The organism is Spirosoma sp. KUDC1026, assembly GCF_013375035.1.
Classification (GTDB): domain Bacteria; phylum Bacteroidota; class Bacteroidia; order Cytophagales; family Spirosomataceae; genus Spirosoma.
In genome coordinates this window covers 232628-251003 of sequence record NZ_CP056032.1, presented here as the reverse complement: position 1 = coordinate 251003, position 18376 = coordinate 232628, and the positions used below count along the sequence as shown (strand labels likewise).

Genomic DNA, 18376 nt, shown 5'->3' with positions numbered 1-18376 from the left:
TTCGCACATAACATGTATGCTTTGCTTAGGGAAGAACAGGTAGCTGTCCGTTGAAGAACATGTTGCTGCCGCCCGCTTTCCGTTCGATGGAAGAACTTACCTCATAGGTAGGCGCTGTTGATTGGGTAACTACCCGCGCCGAACCAGAAATTTGGGCCAGGGCTGTGCTAAGCATGGTTTCCCGCGTATCGCCCAACTGCCGCCAGACTTCGTTCGTGTATTCTTTCACCTCAATCGTTGGTGTAAAACCGGTTGAATAATCCGATTGATTCAGCGAATTGAACGACTTGGTCACAATGGGCTGCATCCCCCATTTGTATCTGCCTTTGTCGTCAGAAATCGTGAAGGAGCCAACATTCTTACCATAGGTTGTCGTACCAATAATCGTAACCGGCATGTATGGTTTCAGCCCATTAATAACCAGTTCACTGGCCGAGGCTGTGCCGTTGGTGGTCAGAACAATCAAGTTATTCAGACTATTACCAATGTTTGATGCTTTCTGCACAAAATAGCCGTTGAACGCATTGGCTTTTTGGGTCTGATAATACTCGGTGAGCTGTTTGTTGTATTCCTGCCGATAAAATATTTTCGAGGCATCAATACCTTTACCAATCAGGCTGGCCAGATTTTGCGCCGATGATACGTATCCACCAGGATTGTACCGAAAATCTAAAATCAGATCCGTAACGCCCTGCGCTTTGAATTTTGCGAAGACGTTATCAACCTGCGTATCGTACGTACGGTCATTAGGGCCACTTGGTCCGGTAACGAACTGATTGTAGACAAAATAACCTACTTTTTTACTGCCAACGGTGTATACCGAGTCCAGATAGACGGGGTTCGCTTGGAACACAATCGGCGTTGTTTGCTTCGTCGTCGTTGTGTTGACGATGGACGTACCGTCAATCTTTGCCAGTGTGTACGTTTTTGTATCGCTGGCTCCGTAAACCAGGTCGTAGTAATTCGCCCTCGTCAAGGTCTGTCCATTGACCTGATAGAAAATGTCGCCCCGTGCCAGGCCCGCTTTTTCAGCCGGAGAGCCTTTTAATACATAAAGAACCTTGCCAACAATATCGTCGCCGGTTGATGAGCGCAGATAAAGCTTGAATTCAAGACCATCCGTCTTGCTGACACCACTCAGCGAAGCTTTCAAATCGTCGGCACTTTCCTGAATCCAGGAAAACCGGTCGCCGGTTGGATTGGTAGTGGCGTTATAGGTGTACAACAGCGAGCTAAAGAACTTATCGGGCGATAACGACTTATCTGGATTCGCTGGAATCTTGTCACTCCAGTAGTAGTAATACTGCATGTTACCCAGAATCCAATCGTTAACGCCTGCCGTCGTAGTACTAGTGGGTACTGTCGCCGTGGCCGCCGGCGTAATCGTGTCTGCTTCTTTTTTGCAGGAAGTTACTAAAACAGAACCCGTAATCAGCGTAAGCAAAAGCGAGCGTCCGACGTGAAATGTGTTCATAAATTGTTGTTTACTGAGCAGGAGATCGTTTGTTACTACTAAACGCCGAATCGTCGAAAAAAATTAACAATAAGGCTTCTGGATACCAATTATTTTTTGGTTAAAGCGCCTGTATGGTTGCTGGTTGCCGGGGTTTACCCCATTAGCTGGCAGAATCCCGCTAAATCACCGTTCTTTGCGCAAGAAACCCGTTGCTTCTGGTTCAAAACTGATTCCGACTAACTTATGAACGTAAAAACTATACGCTGGTCAATGCTGACCGTGCTGCTGTTGTTTATACTCAGCGCGTTTCGGCTGGTCGATAAAAACTGCGTCTGGGAAACCTATAAACTACAGGTTACTGTACCGGACGACTTCAACGTGCTTAAGAACACCAACGAGGAGTTCGAACTGGAAGGCGATGGCATGTCAATTACCTTCGATACGTTCGAACAAAACGTATCGGCCGACGAGCTGGGTGAAGCGACAAACGAAGCCGCTGCCGCGCTGAAAATGGAGAATATCCGCGAGCAGCAGACTATCCAGCCCAACGGTCTGGAAGGGCATTATGTAGAAGGGCGCATCGGCGAAGACCGGATCATTCTGGCGGGGATGCTCGACCCGGAGAGTAACGTAAATTTCTTTGTCGCCATTACGTTCGACAACGAGGACGACGTGGCTGAAACCGACGCCCGGACCATCCTGAACAGCATCCGGCGACTGTCGGATAACTAATAAAAAGCATCTTCGACGTGTTTGATCCGTCGTTCGTTGTCCGACAGCGTAACGGCCACAATGTCAAACCGCAGATCGTGCGTCCAGTTCGTGGCAAAGACGTACTGTTCGGCGGCTTTCATTACCAGTTTGGCTTTGGTGTAGGAGACAAACTCTTCCGGGTTGCCAAAACTGAGATTCGTTCGCGTTTTCACTTCCACAAAGATCAGCATCTTCCCCTTTCGGGCAATTAGATCAATTTCTGCGTGCTGATGCCGGTAGTTACGGGCAATGATCTCGTAGCCTTTTTCTTCCAGAAACCGGACGGCTTCGGCTTCTCCCTGTTTGCCGGTTTCGTTATGCTGAGCCATAGTGGTGTTGATAGAACGCAGCGGTAAAATAGCTAAATTCTCAAACCGTCAAACGGCTGGTTGCCAGCGTGGAGTCGTAATATTTTGTCAGACAGTGGTAAATGATTAATTCATAGGCACGCTGCTTGTACGGAAACAGGCGGTTGACCGCCATGTGGATCAGGCTGCTCAGGATTGAAAACAGCACATTTCGGTCCGAAAGCTCAGTTGCCAGTAGATAGAGCTCGGTTGTCTGATCGCTGCCGGATGAGCCGTTACGTTGACCGAGTACCTGCTTCATGTCGGGCTGGTACTGCCGGTATTTTTCGTTGAGTTGTTTGCGTAAGGCGCTGTCACCGTTAAATTCCAGAAAGAACCTGTCTTTCAGGATCTGTAGCAGCGCATGCCGTTCGGACAGGCATAGGTTGGCTTCGATCAGGAGGTGATCGATTTTGCTGATGGCAAACATAAAGCGGATCTGTTCATCGCAGGCGTCACCCGTACGATCCAGAAAATGCAGCGTAGCCAGGCTGTCGGTGCAAAACAGAGCTTCGCAGCGATCAATCTGATCGACTCCATAGCGTTCCAGCTCCCGCTGGTACGTATCGACCTGGATTTTGTGGACAATGCCGCCTTGTACGTAGCGATGAAGAATCTGCTCGATGGCGCGGATAACGTGCGAGTAGAATTCCATATGTGGATTTCCCCGAAAACGAAGCCGCAAATGTGGATCGGGGTCATTGTACCGGAGAAAGAAAAACTGGCTGATAATTCGTTTCTCCAGGAGTTGCTGGATCACGGGATACAGGCCGTTAATCAGTACCGTATCCGCCGACTTTTCGCCCACGTACAGTTTTAGATACAGCCATTCACTCCCGATCGAGAACCGGCGCTGTGGCATCGTAACCGGCTGGGGAGGTAAACCCGGAATCCGGGGCGCGTCCGGGTTACAGAGCGGGATAATAATCTCGTGGAGAAACCGGGGAGGAACAGGGTTGTCTGCGTGCGTAACTGGCGGTACCAGGCATTCAATAAGTCGGGTTGTTTCCTGTTTGCGTAGTACCTGAACCAGCAGTTGGAGCGAGGCCGGAACGTGACTATCAATGAATAATTCGCTGTCGGCCGATGCAATAAAGACGTGTTGCGGGATTCCCAGCGCCCGCATTTTTTCGGCGGTGTCGACTACCGAAAGGTGTTTGAAATCCACGCGCTGTAGCAGCCAGGTCGCCCGGCTCAGAATGACCTGCCGGTAGCGAACTCTGGGCAGATAGGCCTGCTGATGTAGAAGGCTCCAGTCCCAGCGAATATGCAGGTGGGCATCCTGATGCTGTAAGTCGCACAAAAATCGGTAAACGGGCAGGCCATCGTGGTAATTATGAGCGTTGGACAGGCGGGGAATAACCCGCTTATTCAGGCGACGCGAGCGTAAAATAACCTGGCTGTTACGTATGGAAACGACCAGGTCCTGAATCGGAATCTGCTGGTCGGCCGGCAGCGAGGATTTGCCCAGATATGGAATTTCGTAAGCGTACAGACCAGGGCGACTCATGATATTGCCGGCCCGGGAGTCGGGACAGTGAACGATCTCGGCGAAAATGACATCCGGATGGTGCTGTTCTTCCGCCTTCAGGCAGGTCTGTACTAATTCCTGCAACCTGGCATCGCCAGAACAGAACCGGCTCAGCAGGTTGACCGAGGATGGGCCTTCGCAGGCCAGCATGTTGAACTGAAAATTTCCCTGGTCAATGGCTTCATCGGAACTGGCCAGCAGGTTTCCGTACGCATAAAAACTGTGCGCCGTTGGTGGCGTTGTCTGATGGCGGCTCAGCTGGTCGATGTCTACGTCTGTTAGCAGAAGTTCTGATTGCTGATTTCGCAGCGTTTGCGTGAACTTGTCGAGCAGGAATGACTGCCACCAGCTATCTGATGCGGCTTGAGAGCTGGTGGCCGGTGTCGTCAAAGCCAGATCATCGATCATCGGTGCATACCCAACGCCCAGCGCCGACTGATGCCCATAACCTACGCCTGCTTCGTGGTCCAGTGCCAGCGCCAGCGAAACTTCTTCATCTTCGTAGCGATGGTAAAATCGGTGTTTGAACGTATCCAGATCCGGGCAGACGATAGGTTTGCTCAATACTGCCAGCTTCTCAATCGTCTTTTCCAGTTGCTGAACAACCCGATTGCTGAGTTGATGCTGGGCGTCCGGAAAAAACGTGTCAACCTGCACCGTCGTGGCGTTGGTGGCTGCGTAGCCACGTTGCTGTAGCCAGCCCCGAATCTGCTGATATGCGGCCAGTCGATTGTCTTGCTGATCAAGGAATTGACGAAGTACCTGTAGTTGACTGGTTAACAAATCTGTTCCTGCCAACGACGCTATTTTCCCGATTAATAGATGGAGGTAGTCCGGTCCCGTCAGGGTTGGCTCAATCTCAAAAACCAGCAGTTGATTCTCAATGAGCTGTTCCAGATAAGTTTGCGCATGATCGGGAGCAACCCCCATGTCGATCAGGCTTTGCTGCAGAGCCGTCAGTGTTACGCCCGATGCGGCCCGTTCAAGCAGTTGTACCAGATAATCGTTTGTTTCGATGGCGCTGATGAAATGGTGTCGTTGCTGACCGCTTCGCTGCTGCTCGATATACCGGTACGTATTGCTGACAGGATACAGGGACGAATTGGGGTAAACCAACAGTTGCTGGCGGACGATGGGTTGGTTGATTAGCCAGTCTTTCAGCGCAATCTGGCACTCAATGTCAAGGCGGGTATGTAGGCTGACCGGTGCCGACGGGCGAGGCTGGAGGTTCGTACTGCCGTTGATGCGCCCTGTGGTGCAACCCGCAAATAAACCAAAAGGTGTACAGCGGGTGCTCATCCGGATCAGGTACTTGTAGAGCGTTGTCTGTAACTTCTCCGCTTCGGAAACGGATTCACCCGCCTGCCAGCGCAGGAAGCGGTCATACAGACTTGGAGAAGCTACGTACAGAGCTTCCTGTGCAGCTGGACAACTGTACCAGCTGCGTAGTGCTTCATCGATGGATTGGGTCGTAAGTGTCTGGTGGAACTGCTGTAGTGCGTCGATCGAATTAGTAGGCCGTCGAAACAGATAAAAACCAGCATTACGAATCATGGCTAGAGGATAAGTTACATACTGCCGTAAATAAGCGGCTCCTTATCAGGAATCAAAGCAAAGTATCAAATACTACTCATTAAATTTAGTATATTCTGTATTGCTTTAAATTGACAAAACGATAACAGGAAATATACTTATTTTACTTGTAGTAAATATTTGTTGATTGCCTGTTCGAACTGACCCGGCGAAAAAGGTTCTTCCAGAAAAGACAGGGGCCTCAGGTAATAGGAGTCGAAAACCGACTCAGGATACAGCGCCGTTGCAATAAGAGCGGGCTGACTGCGTAACGCAAGCAGAAACGGCTCGGGGATTACGTACTCCGGCGCTGGCAGACTAACAAATACCAGGTCGTATACGTCAGTCTGTAATTTATGCAGCGCTTCATCGGAATACGCACCGGCCCAGGCCAGATCCAGACAGCCGGTGCGTAGAATGTAGCGCTCGAGCGGATTGTCCGCCTGCCACCAACGGTTGATGAGAAGGCAACGGTACATCAATGTGTGATGAGGGTATTAATGATGTCACAGAGAAATCCCGATTTAACCGATGAACCAGCACCGTGCATATTGCTCAGGTTAACCAGTCTTTCTTTTTTTACTGTTAGCGGAGAGGACGTAGATTGTGGGTGCATACCGGATAATGTGTTAAAGTTGAGGAGATACGTGGTTGCTTTCGCTGAAACGAATGTAGGGGCAATCCACTCCTTTCCTCAACTTATTTAGACGAGCTGGGGCGTATTTTCGACCAATGCGTACGGGGAGCAGGCGAACGAATTAAAGGGACGAAACGACTGGCTGGCCAAACGGCTGCAGTTGTAGAGAAAGCTGCACGTCGAACAGCTCCGCTGTTTTCTGTATGGTTAACTGGTGACGGCCCGGATACAGCAGATCAAGTCGTTTTTGTACGTTATCCAGGCCAACGCCACCGGATTGGGGGGTAGCGGGGCGCAGGCCGGCCAGTCCAGACGTAGTCGGAATAGTATTCTGAACGGTAAAATGCAGCGTATTGCCGTTCAGCGCGGCCGCTACGTGCACAAAAGACCTGGTACGGTTTAGGTTGACGCCGTGCTTAAACGCATTTTCGACGAACGAAATCAGCAGGAGTGGAGCAATCTGGTACTGATCAAAATTGCCAGTAGCGGTGAAGGTGATCTCTGTTTGCTGCTGGGTATACCGGGCTTCTTCCAGCCCCAGGTAATTTCGGATATAATCCAGTTCGTGGGCCAGTGCTATCGCTTCTACGTTGGACTCATATAATCCATACCGCATCAGATCGGATAGTTTCAGAATCAGATCGGCCGCCTGCTCGTCAACGTCTATCGTACGGGTATAAATGCTGTTGAGCGTATTGAAGAGAAAATGCGGGTTGATCTGAGCTTTTAGAAAGTTGAGTTCGAGCGCCAGATTATCCCGTTCCAATTGCAGACTCCGGCTTTCCAGACTCAGCTTGTCCCGCTCCAGCCGCAACAGGCGGTTCTGGTAGTTTATCGTATCCCGGAAGGCTTTTATAAAAAGCAGGACGCTGACAAAGAACAGGCTGTACCCGTAATTCCAGAGAGCCAGTTTCAGACTGGTAAAGCAACCGAACAGACCGCCCGGCTGCATCAGGTTTGTCCAGATGCGCTCTACGTACGAGAGTTGTCCGGTCTGGTAGCCATTGCTGAACGGCTGTAACGCCTGAAAACCGTAGAAATTCGCTACGTAAACCAGGAAATAACACAGTACCAGCGCAGTGGCCAGCGGTATAAGTTTCAGATTGTACAGAAAGCGGGGGAATATCACGTGCCCGATGCCGTAGTAGACCGCTACTGTCTGCGCAAACACCAGGTAAGATCCAAGCTGAACAACGGTGTCGTTGTCGCTGAAGATACGTACGGCAAAATAGTACCGGATCAGCAACCAGACGGCCAGCCAGATGAGCAGATGTAACCCGATCTGACGACGGCGCGTGATCTGGAATAAGCTAAAGCGCCCTGCCATCTGCTTACCGGACCTGGTTCTTTTTCAATGCCTCCAGCACAGATTCCCGGTACGTAATACCAATCGGAATTTTTCGGGCATCGGTGGTAATAATCTGATTCCCGTCGATTTCGCGGATGGCCCCCTGCCGGACAATATACGATCGGTTGACGCGCAGGAACAGATTTGCCGGCAGCATGCTCTCGATCTTGGTCATTGTCATGTGCGTAATCAGCGACCGACTGGTCGTATGAATTTTCAGGTAGTCTTTCAGGCCTTCAATAAGAACAATCTCGTCAAGCATGAGCCGAACCAGCTTCTTATCCTCCTTCACCAGCAGAAAATTACTGACCGGACCTGATTCTGCGACGTTATCGGAGGGAGTAGCCACCGGGGATGAAAGTACGTCCGGAGTGGGGGCCACCGGGGGACTTGCCGGCGGAATGGGCTGGTTGCCCACTACCCGATTGATAGCCCGCATAAACCGCTCGAACGAAACAGGTTTCAGGAGATAGTCAGCCACCTGGTGTTCGAACCCGTCGACGGCGTAGTGTGGATAGGCCGTAATCATGATGATGGCCGGACGTTTGGCGGGTAGTAACCGAATGAACTCGAAGCCTGTCATCTCCGGCATTTCTACATCCAGAAAGATCAGGTCCGGCTGTAGCTGCTGTACTTGAAAAAGCGCATCGACCGCATTGCTGCACGTACCGATAATTTCCAGGAAAGGAACCCGGCGAACGAATTTCTCGATAAGCTCCCGAGCCGGGGGTTCATCGTCAATGATGAAACAGCGCAGGGATTGATTCATAGTTTGAGGAAAGCTGGCCTACTGAACAGATGCCTAAGATAGGACCTAATTTTCATTGATACACCATTCATCCGTACTGGTCGAAAAAAGACCCTGATTGGTCGAAATAGTTTTTAGCCGCCTGCCCGGTTCGTTTGCTTTGTTCCAGTAATCACCGCTGCCCGGTGGTTCCGCTAAAAGCCTCGCTACCCATGAACAACACCGCTAGTACGAACAGTCAGCCGACGTCTAATCCATTTTCGGTGCAGATTATGAGCACCAAAATCCGTAAGCTCCGCGAAATGTATGGCTACCCGCAGGAGTACGTTGCCTTTCAGATGGGAATCAGCCAGGCTGCGTACAGCAAGAAGGAAGCTGGCCGGACCGAGCTGTCGCTCTTCTGTCTGCACAAGATTGCCCTCATTTATGGCCTCAGCATTATTGATCTGATCAGCCTGAGTGCGCAGGAATTACTCTTGAAAGTGCTGCAAAGTGATACCGGAGCCTGTGCCTGACCGTAACCGTCTACCCCCAGAAAGGCCATGAAAACGGAACAATCACTACAGTGCCCCAGCTACGTTGCTAAATCCGGCGCCGAGCTCTTCGGCATTGTCGGACAGGATGGGACAGTAAACTATCTGGACGAGCCAATCAGAGTTGATCAGTCATTTGTCGACGCGGCCAAAGCCCGCCAGGCCATAACGGGGCAGGCAGCCGAAGAGCGCTTCCGGTTTGCCGGTAAATGCATACAAGGCAAGTGCGGTCAGTGGGATCATGGGCATTCGGCCTGTAGTCTGGTTGGTCGGGTGATTGATGCCATGAATCGACAAGCCGATCAATTGCCCGTTCCCTGCGCCATCAGAAGCCGTTGCCGCTGGTATAGCCAGGCTGGTGCCGATGCCTGTGCCAATTGCAGTGAAGTGGTACGCAACGCCGAGCAGCGTCGTCTGGCAGACCAGCCAGCTGCGCTATAACGAAAGAGAATAAACTAGACTTACAAGTTATTGATAGTCAGTATTTTGTCTATGAAATTTGTATTGTTAATGTGAGACAGCAAAGCCACTGACTACAAGCTAACAAACCAAAAATGTCAAATCGCTAACCAATAGAAACAATGAAACAATCGGTGCAGTCACAGGTCATGAACCTGAAAAAAACGTCCGCTTCCCGGCAGGATTTCATGCAGAAACTGGCTAACCTGGAAACGGGCTCGGTCAACCAGCAACAACTCCAGCAACTGGCCCACAGTGAGGGCGGCATCGTGATCGAGATTCCTATTCTGGGCATCGTGATCAACATCCCCTAATTATGGGTTCGGGCTATCCAAAGCTTCTCCAGCGCACAACACATATTCTCCATACAGCATGCTGCCGCGGCTTTGTCAGTAAAGCCAACGCGAACGGCGGAAAGATTCGTCCGGAAGAGTCTTTCAGGAAGGTTCTGCCTTCCTCCAGCAAGTGGGTCAATGCCCGTTACTACGTTCGGGCCTTTCCCAGCCTACTACCGACCTAAGGAAGACAGTCAGACAAAACCCTCACGTGGGTATCGGCCAGGACCGATAAAACAGCGCTGGCTAAGCGGTTGGTAGATAATCGGGTAGGCCCCGTGCGTACGCAGCACGACCCGGATTTATTGAGGCTGCACGACTACAGTGCTGTCTGCTAAACCGGCACACCTAAAGAATACTCAATTTTTACCGTCAATTTTTTTCACCACTCAAACCAAATTTTTCTCATGAAAACGCTTACCAAATTCTCGCTGGCTATTGCTCTGTTCGTTTCATCATCGGCTGCTTTCGCGGCCCCGGCTGTCAACACAGCGGCCGATAAACTGGCTGGCTCGAAAGCAGTCATCACGATGACCAGTGAAGCCAAACCAGCTCAGGTGGCTACGGTGGACGCAGCCACGGACGCCAACGTAGTAAAACAGCCGGTAACCTGCACCGCTGGTGTTAACCTCGTCTTCGTCTCGTTCGAAGTAAGCTGGTGCTGCGCCAACTGCGATTAATCCTCTCCAGGTCGGTCAGGGCAGCACTCCCTGACCGACCTGTTTAACTCCCTCTTTCCAATCCGACTCATGAAAACGACCTATCTTCTTATCGCCCTGTGCGTATCGGCAGTCAATAGCTTTGCGCAGCAAACTGGCCATTTCGCCTACCGGATCACCTCAAAAACGGTGACAGCGGTCAGCGACTTATTCTACGACGGCAATCAGAGTGTTTTCGTCCTTTACGACAAAGACGTGAAGCGCCCTTCGGATACGACCGCATCGGTTGGTGTCGATGGCAGTAACCACCGGATGATCAATCTGAACATCAGCGACGGTAAGGATTTCGCCCTGTTCAAAGATTACAGGACGGGCGCCATGGTCTCCCGCGAGTTGATCTTCAACGGCAAGAAGTGCATTGTCAACGATTCGATTCCGGCGCTGGACTGGAAGCTGGAGCCCGAGAAGAAAATGATCGGGCAGTATGAGTGCCAGAAAGCTACCACGACGTTCCGCTGCGCGAATTATACAGTCTGGTTCACAACGGCCGTTCCGCTGAGCCTTGGTCCCTGGAAACTGGGTGGCCTACCTGGCCTGATTGTCGAAGCCGTCAACGAAAATATTGACTTACGGTACCAACTGGTCGCGGCCGAATACCCGTCTGCTCAGGCTGCTGCTTACACCATTGCGAAGCCGAACACGGGTGATCCAATCTATTCGTTCAGTTCGTTCGCCGAGATTCAGCAGAAAGAGCTGAAGCGCATGCAGACTTTCCTGATGTCAATGGCCGGAAATCCGTCGCAGAGCAAGTTTACCGCCAAAATGCCCGAGTGCTTCGAGCAGAAATAACTCAGCGTAGACCAACCTTAAACCAGAAATCGCCATGAAAACGTCTCTCTTAATCTTACTCGCGGCCCTGGCATCCTGTCTACCCGCGCTGGCACAGTCGGGCTACCAGATCAGCTATACACTGGGTGGTGAACTGACCGGCCGGGGGGTGTTGCGCTGCTACCCGACACAATCCGTTTACGAAGAAAAAAGCGGGTCTGCCGGAAGCCCGGAAGCGAAAAGCTATCCGAACGAAACGATTGCCAAGGCTATGAAAAACGTGAACAAAGACCAGCCTGTGGCTATGAACAGCCAATTTCTGTTCAAGCGGGATTTAACGAATCAGACGCTTCTCTACGCCGAATCCGAAACACCCTACGGGTATACGGTACAGGATAACACCCTGCCTGAATGGACGATCCTCAACGAAACCCGCAAGCTGGGAAACTATACCTGTCAGAAAGCCAAAACTCTGTTCCGCGGCCGCGAATACGTAGCGTGGTTTACCCGGCAGATCCCTATCGAGTCAGGCCCCTGGAAGCTGGCGGGGTTGCCCGGCCTGATCCTGGAAGCTACGTCTGCCGATCAGCAGTATCAGTTTCTGTTTGCTGGAATGCAGACGACGACTCAGCCGATTCATGTAAGCTTTCATAAATCGGTGCTGACATTCCCCCAGTACGTTCAGAAGGTCAATCAATACTACCAGGAGCGGGCGAACAAGATATACGCCGAGGTGTCATCCGGGTTTCTGCAGCGCTTTGGCGTCGTGAAAACCAGCCCGGTGTCGATGAACGTCGACAACATTGAGAAAGATCTGGCAAAGCGTTACGTATCAACTGCCACCAATTAGTTAGTCTGCACGGATGGGCCGCCTTTTATTGCTGATCGGATTCATGAGCGTACTGAGCTGGGGAGCCAGCGGCCAGGTACGGATTAGCGGACAGGTGCTGGCGCAGGAAACCCAGCAGCCAGTGGACGCGGCCCACGTCCTGCTGTATCGCAGTGCCGACAGTGTACTGATCGCCTTTGGCCGAACAACAAAGGAGGGGTTTACGCTGATGTATGCGGGTAAAACCGATCAAACGTATTACCTCAAGGTTTCGCACATTAATTACCGGGAGGCTAAACGAACGCTGACCCAGGAGCAACTGTCCGGTGCGCCGGTACGTGTCGAGATGACGCCGGGGTCACACCTGCTCAACGAAGTGAAGATAACGGCCGCCGTTCCCGTGCGGGAGGTTGGTGACTCGACCCGCTATAAAGTTAATGCCTTTATGTCGGGCGCTGAACAGACGCTTGAAGACGTTCTGCGAAAAATGCCGAACGTACGGGTGGAAGACAATGGCGATATCTATTTCAAGAATAAGAAGATCGAAAAAATATACCTGGACGGCGACGACCTGATTGGCAGTACGTACCAGACGGCGACGAGAAGTATCAACCCCACAGTACTGAACGAGGTGCAGGCTATCGAAAATTTTACGGAGAACCGACTTCTGAAACAACTGGCCAATTCCAACAAAACCGTGCTGAACCTGACGGTGAAAGACGATCGGAAGGCCCTTGTGTTCGGTATGATCGACGCGGGGCTCGGGCCGCAGCGGCATAACGTAGTCGGGAATCTCTTTTCCTACAGCCGGCGTGTCAAGGCATTTGCTACGGTGGCCTCGAATAATGTCGGTCTGAAACGACTGGACATAACCAGCCAGACCCCCACGCAGTTTACGAACGAGATCCGTGATGATGAATTTCTGCTGAAACCCGTCGCGCAGACGGTACAGCCCTTTACGCAGTACCTGAATTCGCCCTTGGAGAACATCAACAACGAGCGAATGGCCAGCGTTAATGGCGTTGTTGCGCCGACCAAAGCCCTGAAAATAACGACAAATCTGATGCTTTTTGCCGATCAGATTCAGTTGACACGGGCGCAGTCCTACCAGATTTTAACGGATACGCCCTTTTCGTATCAGCAGATTGACGGCCTGCGGCAACGACCTGTGCAGGGGCAGTTCAGCATGCAGGTTGCTTACGACTGGTCGCCCACGACGTCGATCCTGTACAAAGGAAGCCTGAAGGCTAGAGACATTAGCCTGACGCAAACGACAGATTTTACCGGCTTGGGCACCAGGCAGCTATTCCCCCAGCAGTTTGTGAACCAGGCAAACGACCTGCGCCAGTTGCTGGAGGTAACGCACAAGCTGAATCAACGGAACGCGCTGGTGGCGTCACTGCGCTATACCGACGCCCGGCTGGGCGAACGGCTGAATGGTCAACTGGCGCCCGCCCTTGCGGTGTCCCTGCTGAACGACACGCTGAGCCAGGGAACTTTCCGGCAGCGAATGGAGCAGCGTAGCCGGATCGGCGAAGGAAAATTAACCTGGTTTTATGGGAACAACGGACTGAAACTGGAGCAACAGGCAGGTACCTCGGCGATGATTGCCAATCTGAACCTCCAGCAGGCAACGGCTTCCGTCAATGCTGATCCGTACACACTCCCCATCCAGAAAACCGTCGTCTACGGCCGTAGTGCGGCAAAATACAGCTGGGATAAACTGGAGCTATCGGGGAACGTACAACTCGATCTGGTGTCGGCGCAGATCGGACCGACCAGCTACCGGCGGCAGATTGTACAGGCCAGCGTATCGGCTGCCTACCGAATGAGCGAGTTGAGCCGGCTACTGCTGACCTACCAGAAAGAAGCGACGCCGGTTGCCAATAGCTTACTGCTGAACCGCTACGTCGTGACCGACTATCGGTCTGCGCAGCAGGGGATCCAGGGGTTGCTGTTCGACCAGCGCGAACAACTGGTAGTCAGCTACCTGTTTACCGACGTTATCCAGCGGAAAATGACCGTTCTGGCCAGCTTGTTCTCGAACCGTTTCAATAACCAGTGGGGGCTGGTGGATTATCAGTTGATGCCGACTTACTCGGTGTTCCGACTGCTGGATACGCCCGGTGTACGAGCCGACGGTGTCAATCTGGTACTGGAAAAACTTATTTTCCCGTTGGCCGGTAATATTCGAATTGATGCTAAACTACTGCGGAGTAAGATTTTTCAGATTCTGAACGGGAAAATGCAGACCACGGTGAGCTATCTGCCCATCATAACCGCCCGGCATACCACGGTGTTAAATTCGCCGTTTAATCTGGAAATTGGCGGAACGTACCGGCATACAGCTCTTACCGTTTTTCAGAATGATCTGCCGGTAACGCAGGCCTTTACCGTAGTGAATATCTATGCGCATCTGCTCTACCGGAAACCCAAACTAACGCTTGACCTGACGACAGAATCGAACTGGATACAAGGTCGAAGCTATTCCTTTTTGAAGGCTAACGCATCCTACAAACTCTCCCGGAAAATTGGACTGCGGCTCGAAGCGGCTAACCTGCTTAATCAGCGCAATTTTCGGCAGGTAACAGTTACCCCGGTCAGTTACGCCGAAATGGTGTACCCCTTACTAGGCCGACAGGGTTTGCTGCACGTACAATATAATTTCTAACTTGCTTCGCCATGAAAAAATTAGCTGTCGTTTTAGGGCTTATACTGCTGGGACTGGCGTTTCTGATTGTTAAATACGACGTCAAAATCAAGCTTGGTGCCAACGAGCAGAAAATTACCGGCGACAATAACTTCGTCGATGCGCACCTGAATCAGTCATTACCCCCGTTCACGCTGACCGACCTGAACGGAAACGAAATTTCGAGTCAGGCGTTGACCGGCAAGCGGGTCCACATCAATTTCTGGAGTACGTCCTGCAAACCCTGTCTGGAGGAGTTTTCGGAACTGAATCACCTGAAAGCGCAGGCCGGTGACGATGTGGTATTTCTGGCTATGGCTCCCGACAACGCCGAAAAAGTCAGCCGAACGGTGCACCGGCGGCCATTTAATTATACACTTATTCCCGATGCTGGTCAGTACCTGGCGCAGCTAGGGGTGACGGCTTATCCTAAAAATTTCTTTGTTGACCGCGCGGGCATTGTCCGGCGGATTACCGAGGGCTCCCAGCAGAAACTGGATGGTGCATCTCTGTCGCTGAAAGCCGATAATTTCAACGTCTATCGGCAGATACTGGACGCAATGAAATAGATTCGCGTAGTACTCGTCGAGCGTATTCGCTGGGTAGGTAAGCAAAAATAGACGGATCGCGATGATAATTTACGACGCAAAAGACTGGTTTACCGCCATTCGGCATTTTCATACCAGCTACGTCATTCGGGTACTGCTGCAGCGGGTAGCCTACGTTACAGGCTATGGCGTAGCTGTTACGTTGATCGACCAGTATTTGTTTAATCTGGAGGTGCCCATCGATGGCATCTTTTTTTCGTTGCTGGGGATTCTGCTGAGTTTGCTGCTGGTCTTTCGGACGAACACGGCCTATGACCGGTTCTGGGAAGGGCGTCGCCAGTGGGGATCGCTGGTTAATACCAGCCGCAATCTGGCCGTGCTGCTGGATGCATTGCTGCCGGACGATGACGCTCGGAACCGACGTTATTTCGCTTCGGCTCTGTCCAACTTTTCCCTGGCGCTGAAAGGTCATCTCCGAACTGGTGTCGAGTGGACCGATCTGATCGAAACAGACGACGAGAGTCTGGAGTCGCTAAAACGGCGTGGACACGTTCCCAGTCGAATCGCGGCTCTGTTGATGCGCCGATTTCAGGTACTGAAGCAGGAGCGGCTCGTTGGCGACGCGGACCTGATCACGCTGCGGTTGTATCACCAGGCGTTGCTGGACATAACGGGTGCCTGCGAACGAATCAAGAAAACCCCGATCCCCTTTTCGTACAGCTTTTTTATCAAGCTCTTTATCACGCTGTACCTGCTTCTGATGCCGCTGGTACTGGTCAATACGTACGAGTCGGTTGTTATCATTGCCAGTGCGCTGGCGGCTTATGCCCTGATTGGTGTGCAGATGATTGGCGACGAAATTGAGGAACCCTTTGGGCTGGACTGCAACGACCTGCCGCTAAACCAGATTGCCCACACGATTCAGCGAAATATGCACGACATCCTATCGGTGGAGATGCCGGTAGCTTCTGGCGTGAAACCAGAAGTTGAGTACACAAAGGTTAACTGATTCAACATGGGTAAAAACGCCCTGACCGGGCAGCTGATTGCTATGTCGAACGAAACCCGCCGGTTCTATTGTTAATAGAGCAGCGGGTTTCTCTTTTGCCGCCTTGTCATGAATTCTTGTCTAAATAAGCAGGTCACCGTTCGCGAATTAGGGTTGATCGATTACCAGGCCGCCTGGGATGAGCAGGAACGCCTGTTCGCCCAGATCGTCGATCAGAAGATGCGCAACCGAACCGTATCGCCCGATGCGCAGCAGCTAACACCCAACTACCTGTTGTTCTGTGAGCATCCGCACGTGTACACCATGGGCACCAGCGGCCATCTGGACAACCTGCTGGTGGACGAAAACCGGCTGACGAACGAGCTGGGCGCTTCGTTTTACAAGATTCGGCGGGGGGGCGACATTACGTACCACGGACCGGGGCAGCTGGTCGGATACCCGATTCTGGACCTGGATAACTTTTTTACTGACATTCATCGCTATATGCGGTTATTGGAGGAAAGTATTATCCGGACGCTGGCGGATTATGGTCTGCAGGCGGGTCGAATTGAAGGTGAAGGATCAGATCGCTTAACAGGTGTCTGGCTGGACCCGAATGGTCATAATCCCCGGAAAATCTGCGCGATGGGCGTGAAAGCGAGCCGCTGGGTAACGATGCATGGTTTCGCGCTGAACGTCAATACGGATTTGAGTTATTTTGGTCATATTGTCCCCTGCGGCATCAGCGACAAGGCTGTTACGTCGCTGTCGGCCGAAGTGGGGCATGCGGTACCCCTGCGGGAAGTGGCTGGCCACGTGCAGCGGCACTTGGCCGATTTATTTGACATGGAACTTACCGATTTGCAGCCCGTTGCGCTGTCGGATATTGGGGAATAAAAGTGGTCAGCTTCCCCGGAAGTCTGAACTGTGTTACGTTTACTGATGAAGAAAGACATTAATTTTTTGCCTGTTGAGGGCGTGCAGGTGGTCATTGCCCGCAAGAAAAATGAGCTGAATGAATATGACTGGCAGGTGTTTGTCATCAACCAGAATGACGTAGCGATTACCAACGTGTTTGTTACGTCGAAAGGGTACGGTCAGAAGAATGATGAAGAACAGAAGACGTCAACCCTGCGGCATTTCTTTACGGAGGTGAAGCCCGGCGGGCACGAAGTGGTTGAAACGATTATGCCTGACGTGTTTCACCTGAATAATGAATACTGGGTCAGCTACTTTATTGACGGTCAGATTTTTGATAAAAAATTTATCTTCGTTCCTGACAGCATCGTGGAGGAAAACCTGATTACCGTTCCGGCCCTGGGTCTGGAAGGTATCCTGCACGACTGATTGCACGAAACCTTTACCCGTTTACGCCTATGCCGCAGTCCGTCTCCTGGAAACGTCGACTTAAAAACTTTTTGTTTATTGACCTCAAAACGGTAGCGGGCGAAGCATCGCTGCTATCCGCCGATCCGCGGCTGCAGCGGCAGTGGGAAGAAAAAATCAGGCATTTCCGGAACGAAGACGACCTGTCGGCGGCTGCCTGGTACGACCGTCGGGCGTCCTACTACGCGGAGTTTGGCAAAATTATCGCCGTCGGCATTGGCGGTCTGTATTTCACCGATGATGACCAGCCCCGGCTGAAAGTTAAAGTGCTGGCCAACGACGACGAAAAAGCGTTACTGGATGAGTTACTGGTCATTCTGAACCGTTACCCGGCTGGTGAGTTAACCCTGTGCGCCCATAACGGAAAAGAGTTCGATTTCCCCTATCTGTGTCGGCGGCTGATGGCCAACGGGTTACCCCTGCCTCATGCCCTTCAGATTTCCGGCAAGAAGCCTTGGGAAATTACCCACCAGGATACGCTGGAACGCTGGCAGTTTGGCGACAAACGGCATTTTGTCCCTCTCGATCTGCTGGCTGCCGTGCTGGACGTACCCACCCGTCCGCTCGAATGGCAGGGCGATCGAACCAGCGAAGTGTATTACCGCGAACACGACTGGCCGCGCATCGAGCAATACACTCAGGACTCGGTGGTGATGCTGGTGCAGGTGTATATGCGGATGGTGGGAGCCCCGCTCGTGGCAGACGAGCATATTGTAGTTAGTGAGTAAGC

At 51.9% G+C, this 18376-nt stretch carries 19 protein-coding genes; 13 read left to right on the top strand and 6 right to left on the bottom strand.

Annotated features, from left to right (window positions below; translation table 11 throughout):
* Positions 1–25 precede the first annotated feature (25 nt).
* Complete coding sequence (locus HU175_RS01065; protein WP_176564824.1) at positions 26–1474, bottom strand: S41 family peptidase; 1449 nt, start codon at positions 1472–1474, stop codon at positions 26–28.
* A gap of 225 nt (positions 1475–1699) precedes the next feature.
* On the opposite strand from HU175_RS01065, the gene HU175_RS01060 reads away from it, so the two are divergent.
* Positions 1700–2188, top strand: coding sequence for a hypothetical protein (locus HU175_RS01060; protein ID WP_176564823.1), 489 nt, complete (start codon positions 1700–1702; stop codon positions 2186–2188).
* Here HU175_RS01060 and HU175_RS01055 read toward each other — a convergent pair.
* The 5 genes from HU175_RS01055 to HU175_RS01035 form a co-directional block, all read right to left on the bottom strand.
* Positions 2185–2538, bottom strand: a complete 354-nt coding sequence (locus HU175_RS01055) for a YraN family protein (protein ID WP_176564822.1) — start codon at positions 2536–2538, stop codon at positions 2185–2187. The genes HU175_RS01060 and HU175_RS01055 overlap by 4 nt on opposite strands.
* A gap of 40 nt (positions 2539–2578) precedes the next feature.
* On the bottom strand, positions 2579–5641 hold the full coding sequence (locus HU175_RS01050; protein WP_176564821.1) for a lantibiotic dehydratase: 3063 nt from the start codon (positions 5639–5641) through the stop codon (positions 2579–2581).
* A gap of 137 nt (positions 5642–5778) precedes the next feature.
* Positions 5779–6138: a hypothetical protein gene (locus HU175_RS01045; RefSeq protein WP_176564820.1), complete on the bottom strand. Its 360-nt coding sequence runs from the start codon at positions 6136–6138 to the stop codon at positions 5779–5781.
* A gap of 279 nt (positions 6139–6417) precedes the next feature.
* A complete protein-coding gene (locus HU175_RS01040; RefSeq protein WP_176564819.1) occupies positions 6418–7623 on the bottom strand; it encodes a sensor histidine kinase in 1206 nt (401 codons plus the stop codon).
* Between the two features lie 4 nt (positions 7624–7627).
* A complete protein-coding gene (locus tag HU175_RS01035; protein ID WP_176564818.1) occupies positions 7628–8413 on the bottom strand; it encodes a LytR/AlgR family response regulator transcription factor in 786 nt (261 codons plus the stop codon).
* 191 nt (positions 8414–8604) lie between these two features.
* On the opposite strand from HU175_RS01035, the gene HU175_RS01030 reads away from it, so the two are divergent.
* From HU175_RS01030 to HU175_RS00975, 12 genes are all read left to right on the top strand, one after another.
* The gene (locus tag HU175_RS01030) at positions 8605–8907 is read left to right on the top strand and encodes a helix-turn-helix domain-containing protein (RefSeq protein ID WP_228724279.1); all 303 of its coding nucleotides are present in this window, start codon (positions 8605–8607) and stop codon (positions 8905–8907) included.
* 27 nt (positions 8908–8934) lie between these two features.
* The gene (locus tag HU175_RS01025) at positions 8935–9366 is read left to right on the top strand and encodes a hypothetical protein (protein ID WP_176564817.1); all 432 of its coding nucleotides are present in this window, start codon (positions 8935–8937) and stop codon (positions 9364–9366) included.
* Between the two features lie 140 nt (positions 9367–9506).
* Complete coding sequence (locus HU175_RS01020; protein ID WP_176564816.1) at positions 9507–9698, top strand: hypothetical protein; 192 nt, start codon at positions 9507–9509, stop codon at positions 9696–9698.
* A 428-nt stretch (positions 9699–10126) separates the two neighbouring features.
* Complete coding sequence (locus HU175_RS01015; protein ID WP_176564815.1) at positions 10127–10399, top strand: hypothetical protein; 273 nt, start codon at positions 10127–10129, stop codon at positions 10397–10399.
* 69 nt (positions 10400–10468) lie between these two features.
* Complete coding sequence (locus tag HU175_RS01010) at positions 10469–11227, top strand: GLPGLI family protein (protein WP_176564814.1); 759 nt, start codon at positions 10469–10471, stop codon at positions 11225–11227.
* 34 nt (positions 11228–11261) lie between these two features.
* Positions 11262–12056 carry a GLPGLI family protein gene (locus tag HU175_RS01005; RefSeq protein ID WP_176564813.1) on the top strand — a complete coding sequence of 265 codons (795 nt, stop codon included), beginning with the start codon at positions 11262–11264 and terminating at the stop codon, positions 12054–12056.
* Between the two features lie 13 nt (positions 12057–12069).
* Positions 12070–14706: a hypothetical protein gene (locus tag HU175_RS01000; RefSeq protein WP_176564812.1), complete on the top strand. Its 2637-nt coding sequence runs from the start codon at positions 12070–12072 to the stop codon at positions 14704–14706.
* An 11-nt stretch (positions 14707–14717) separates the two neighbouring features.
* Positions 14718–15293, top strand: coding sequence for a TlpA disulfide reductase family protein (locus HU175_RS00995; RefSeq protein WP_176564811.1), 576 nt, complete (start codon positions 14718–14720; stop codon positions 15291–15293).
* Between the two features lie 61 nt (positions 15294–15354).
* Entirely contained in the window at positions 15355–16281 is a 927-nt protein-coding gene (locus HU175_RS00990; protein WP_176564810.1) for a bestrophin family protein, read from the top strand.
* Positions 16282–16389: 108 nt separating this feature from the next.
* A complete protein-coding gene (lipB, locus tag HU175_RS00985; RefSeq protein ID WP_176564809.1) occupies positions 16390–17157 on the top strand; it encodes a lipoyl(octanoyl) transferase LipB in 768 nt (255 codons plus the stop codon).
* Between the two features lie 45 nt (positions 17158–17202).
* Entirely contained in the window at positions 17203–17607 is a 405-nt protein-coding gene (locus HU175_RS00980) for a hypothetical protein (protein WP_176564808.1), read from the top strand.
* A gap of 29 nt (positions 17608–17636) precedes the next feature.
* Complete coding sequence (locus HU175_RS00975) at positions 17637–18374, top strand: ribonuclease H-like domain-containing protein (protein ID WP_176564807.1); 738 nt, start codon at positions 17637–17639, stop codon at positions 18372–18374.
* The last annotated feature ends 2 nt before the right edge of the window (positions 18375–18376 follow it).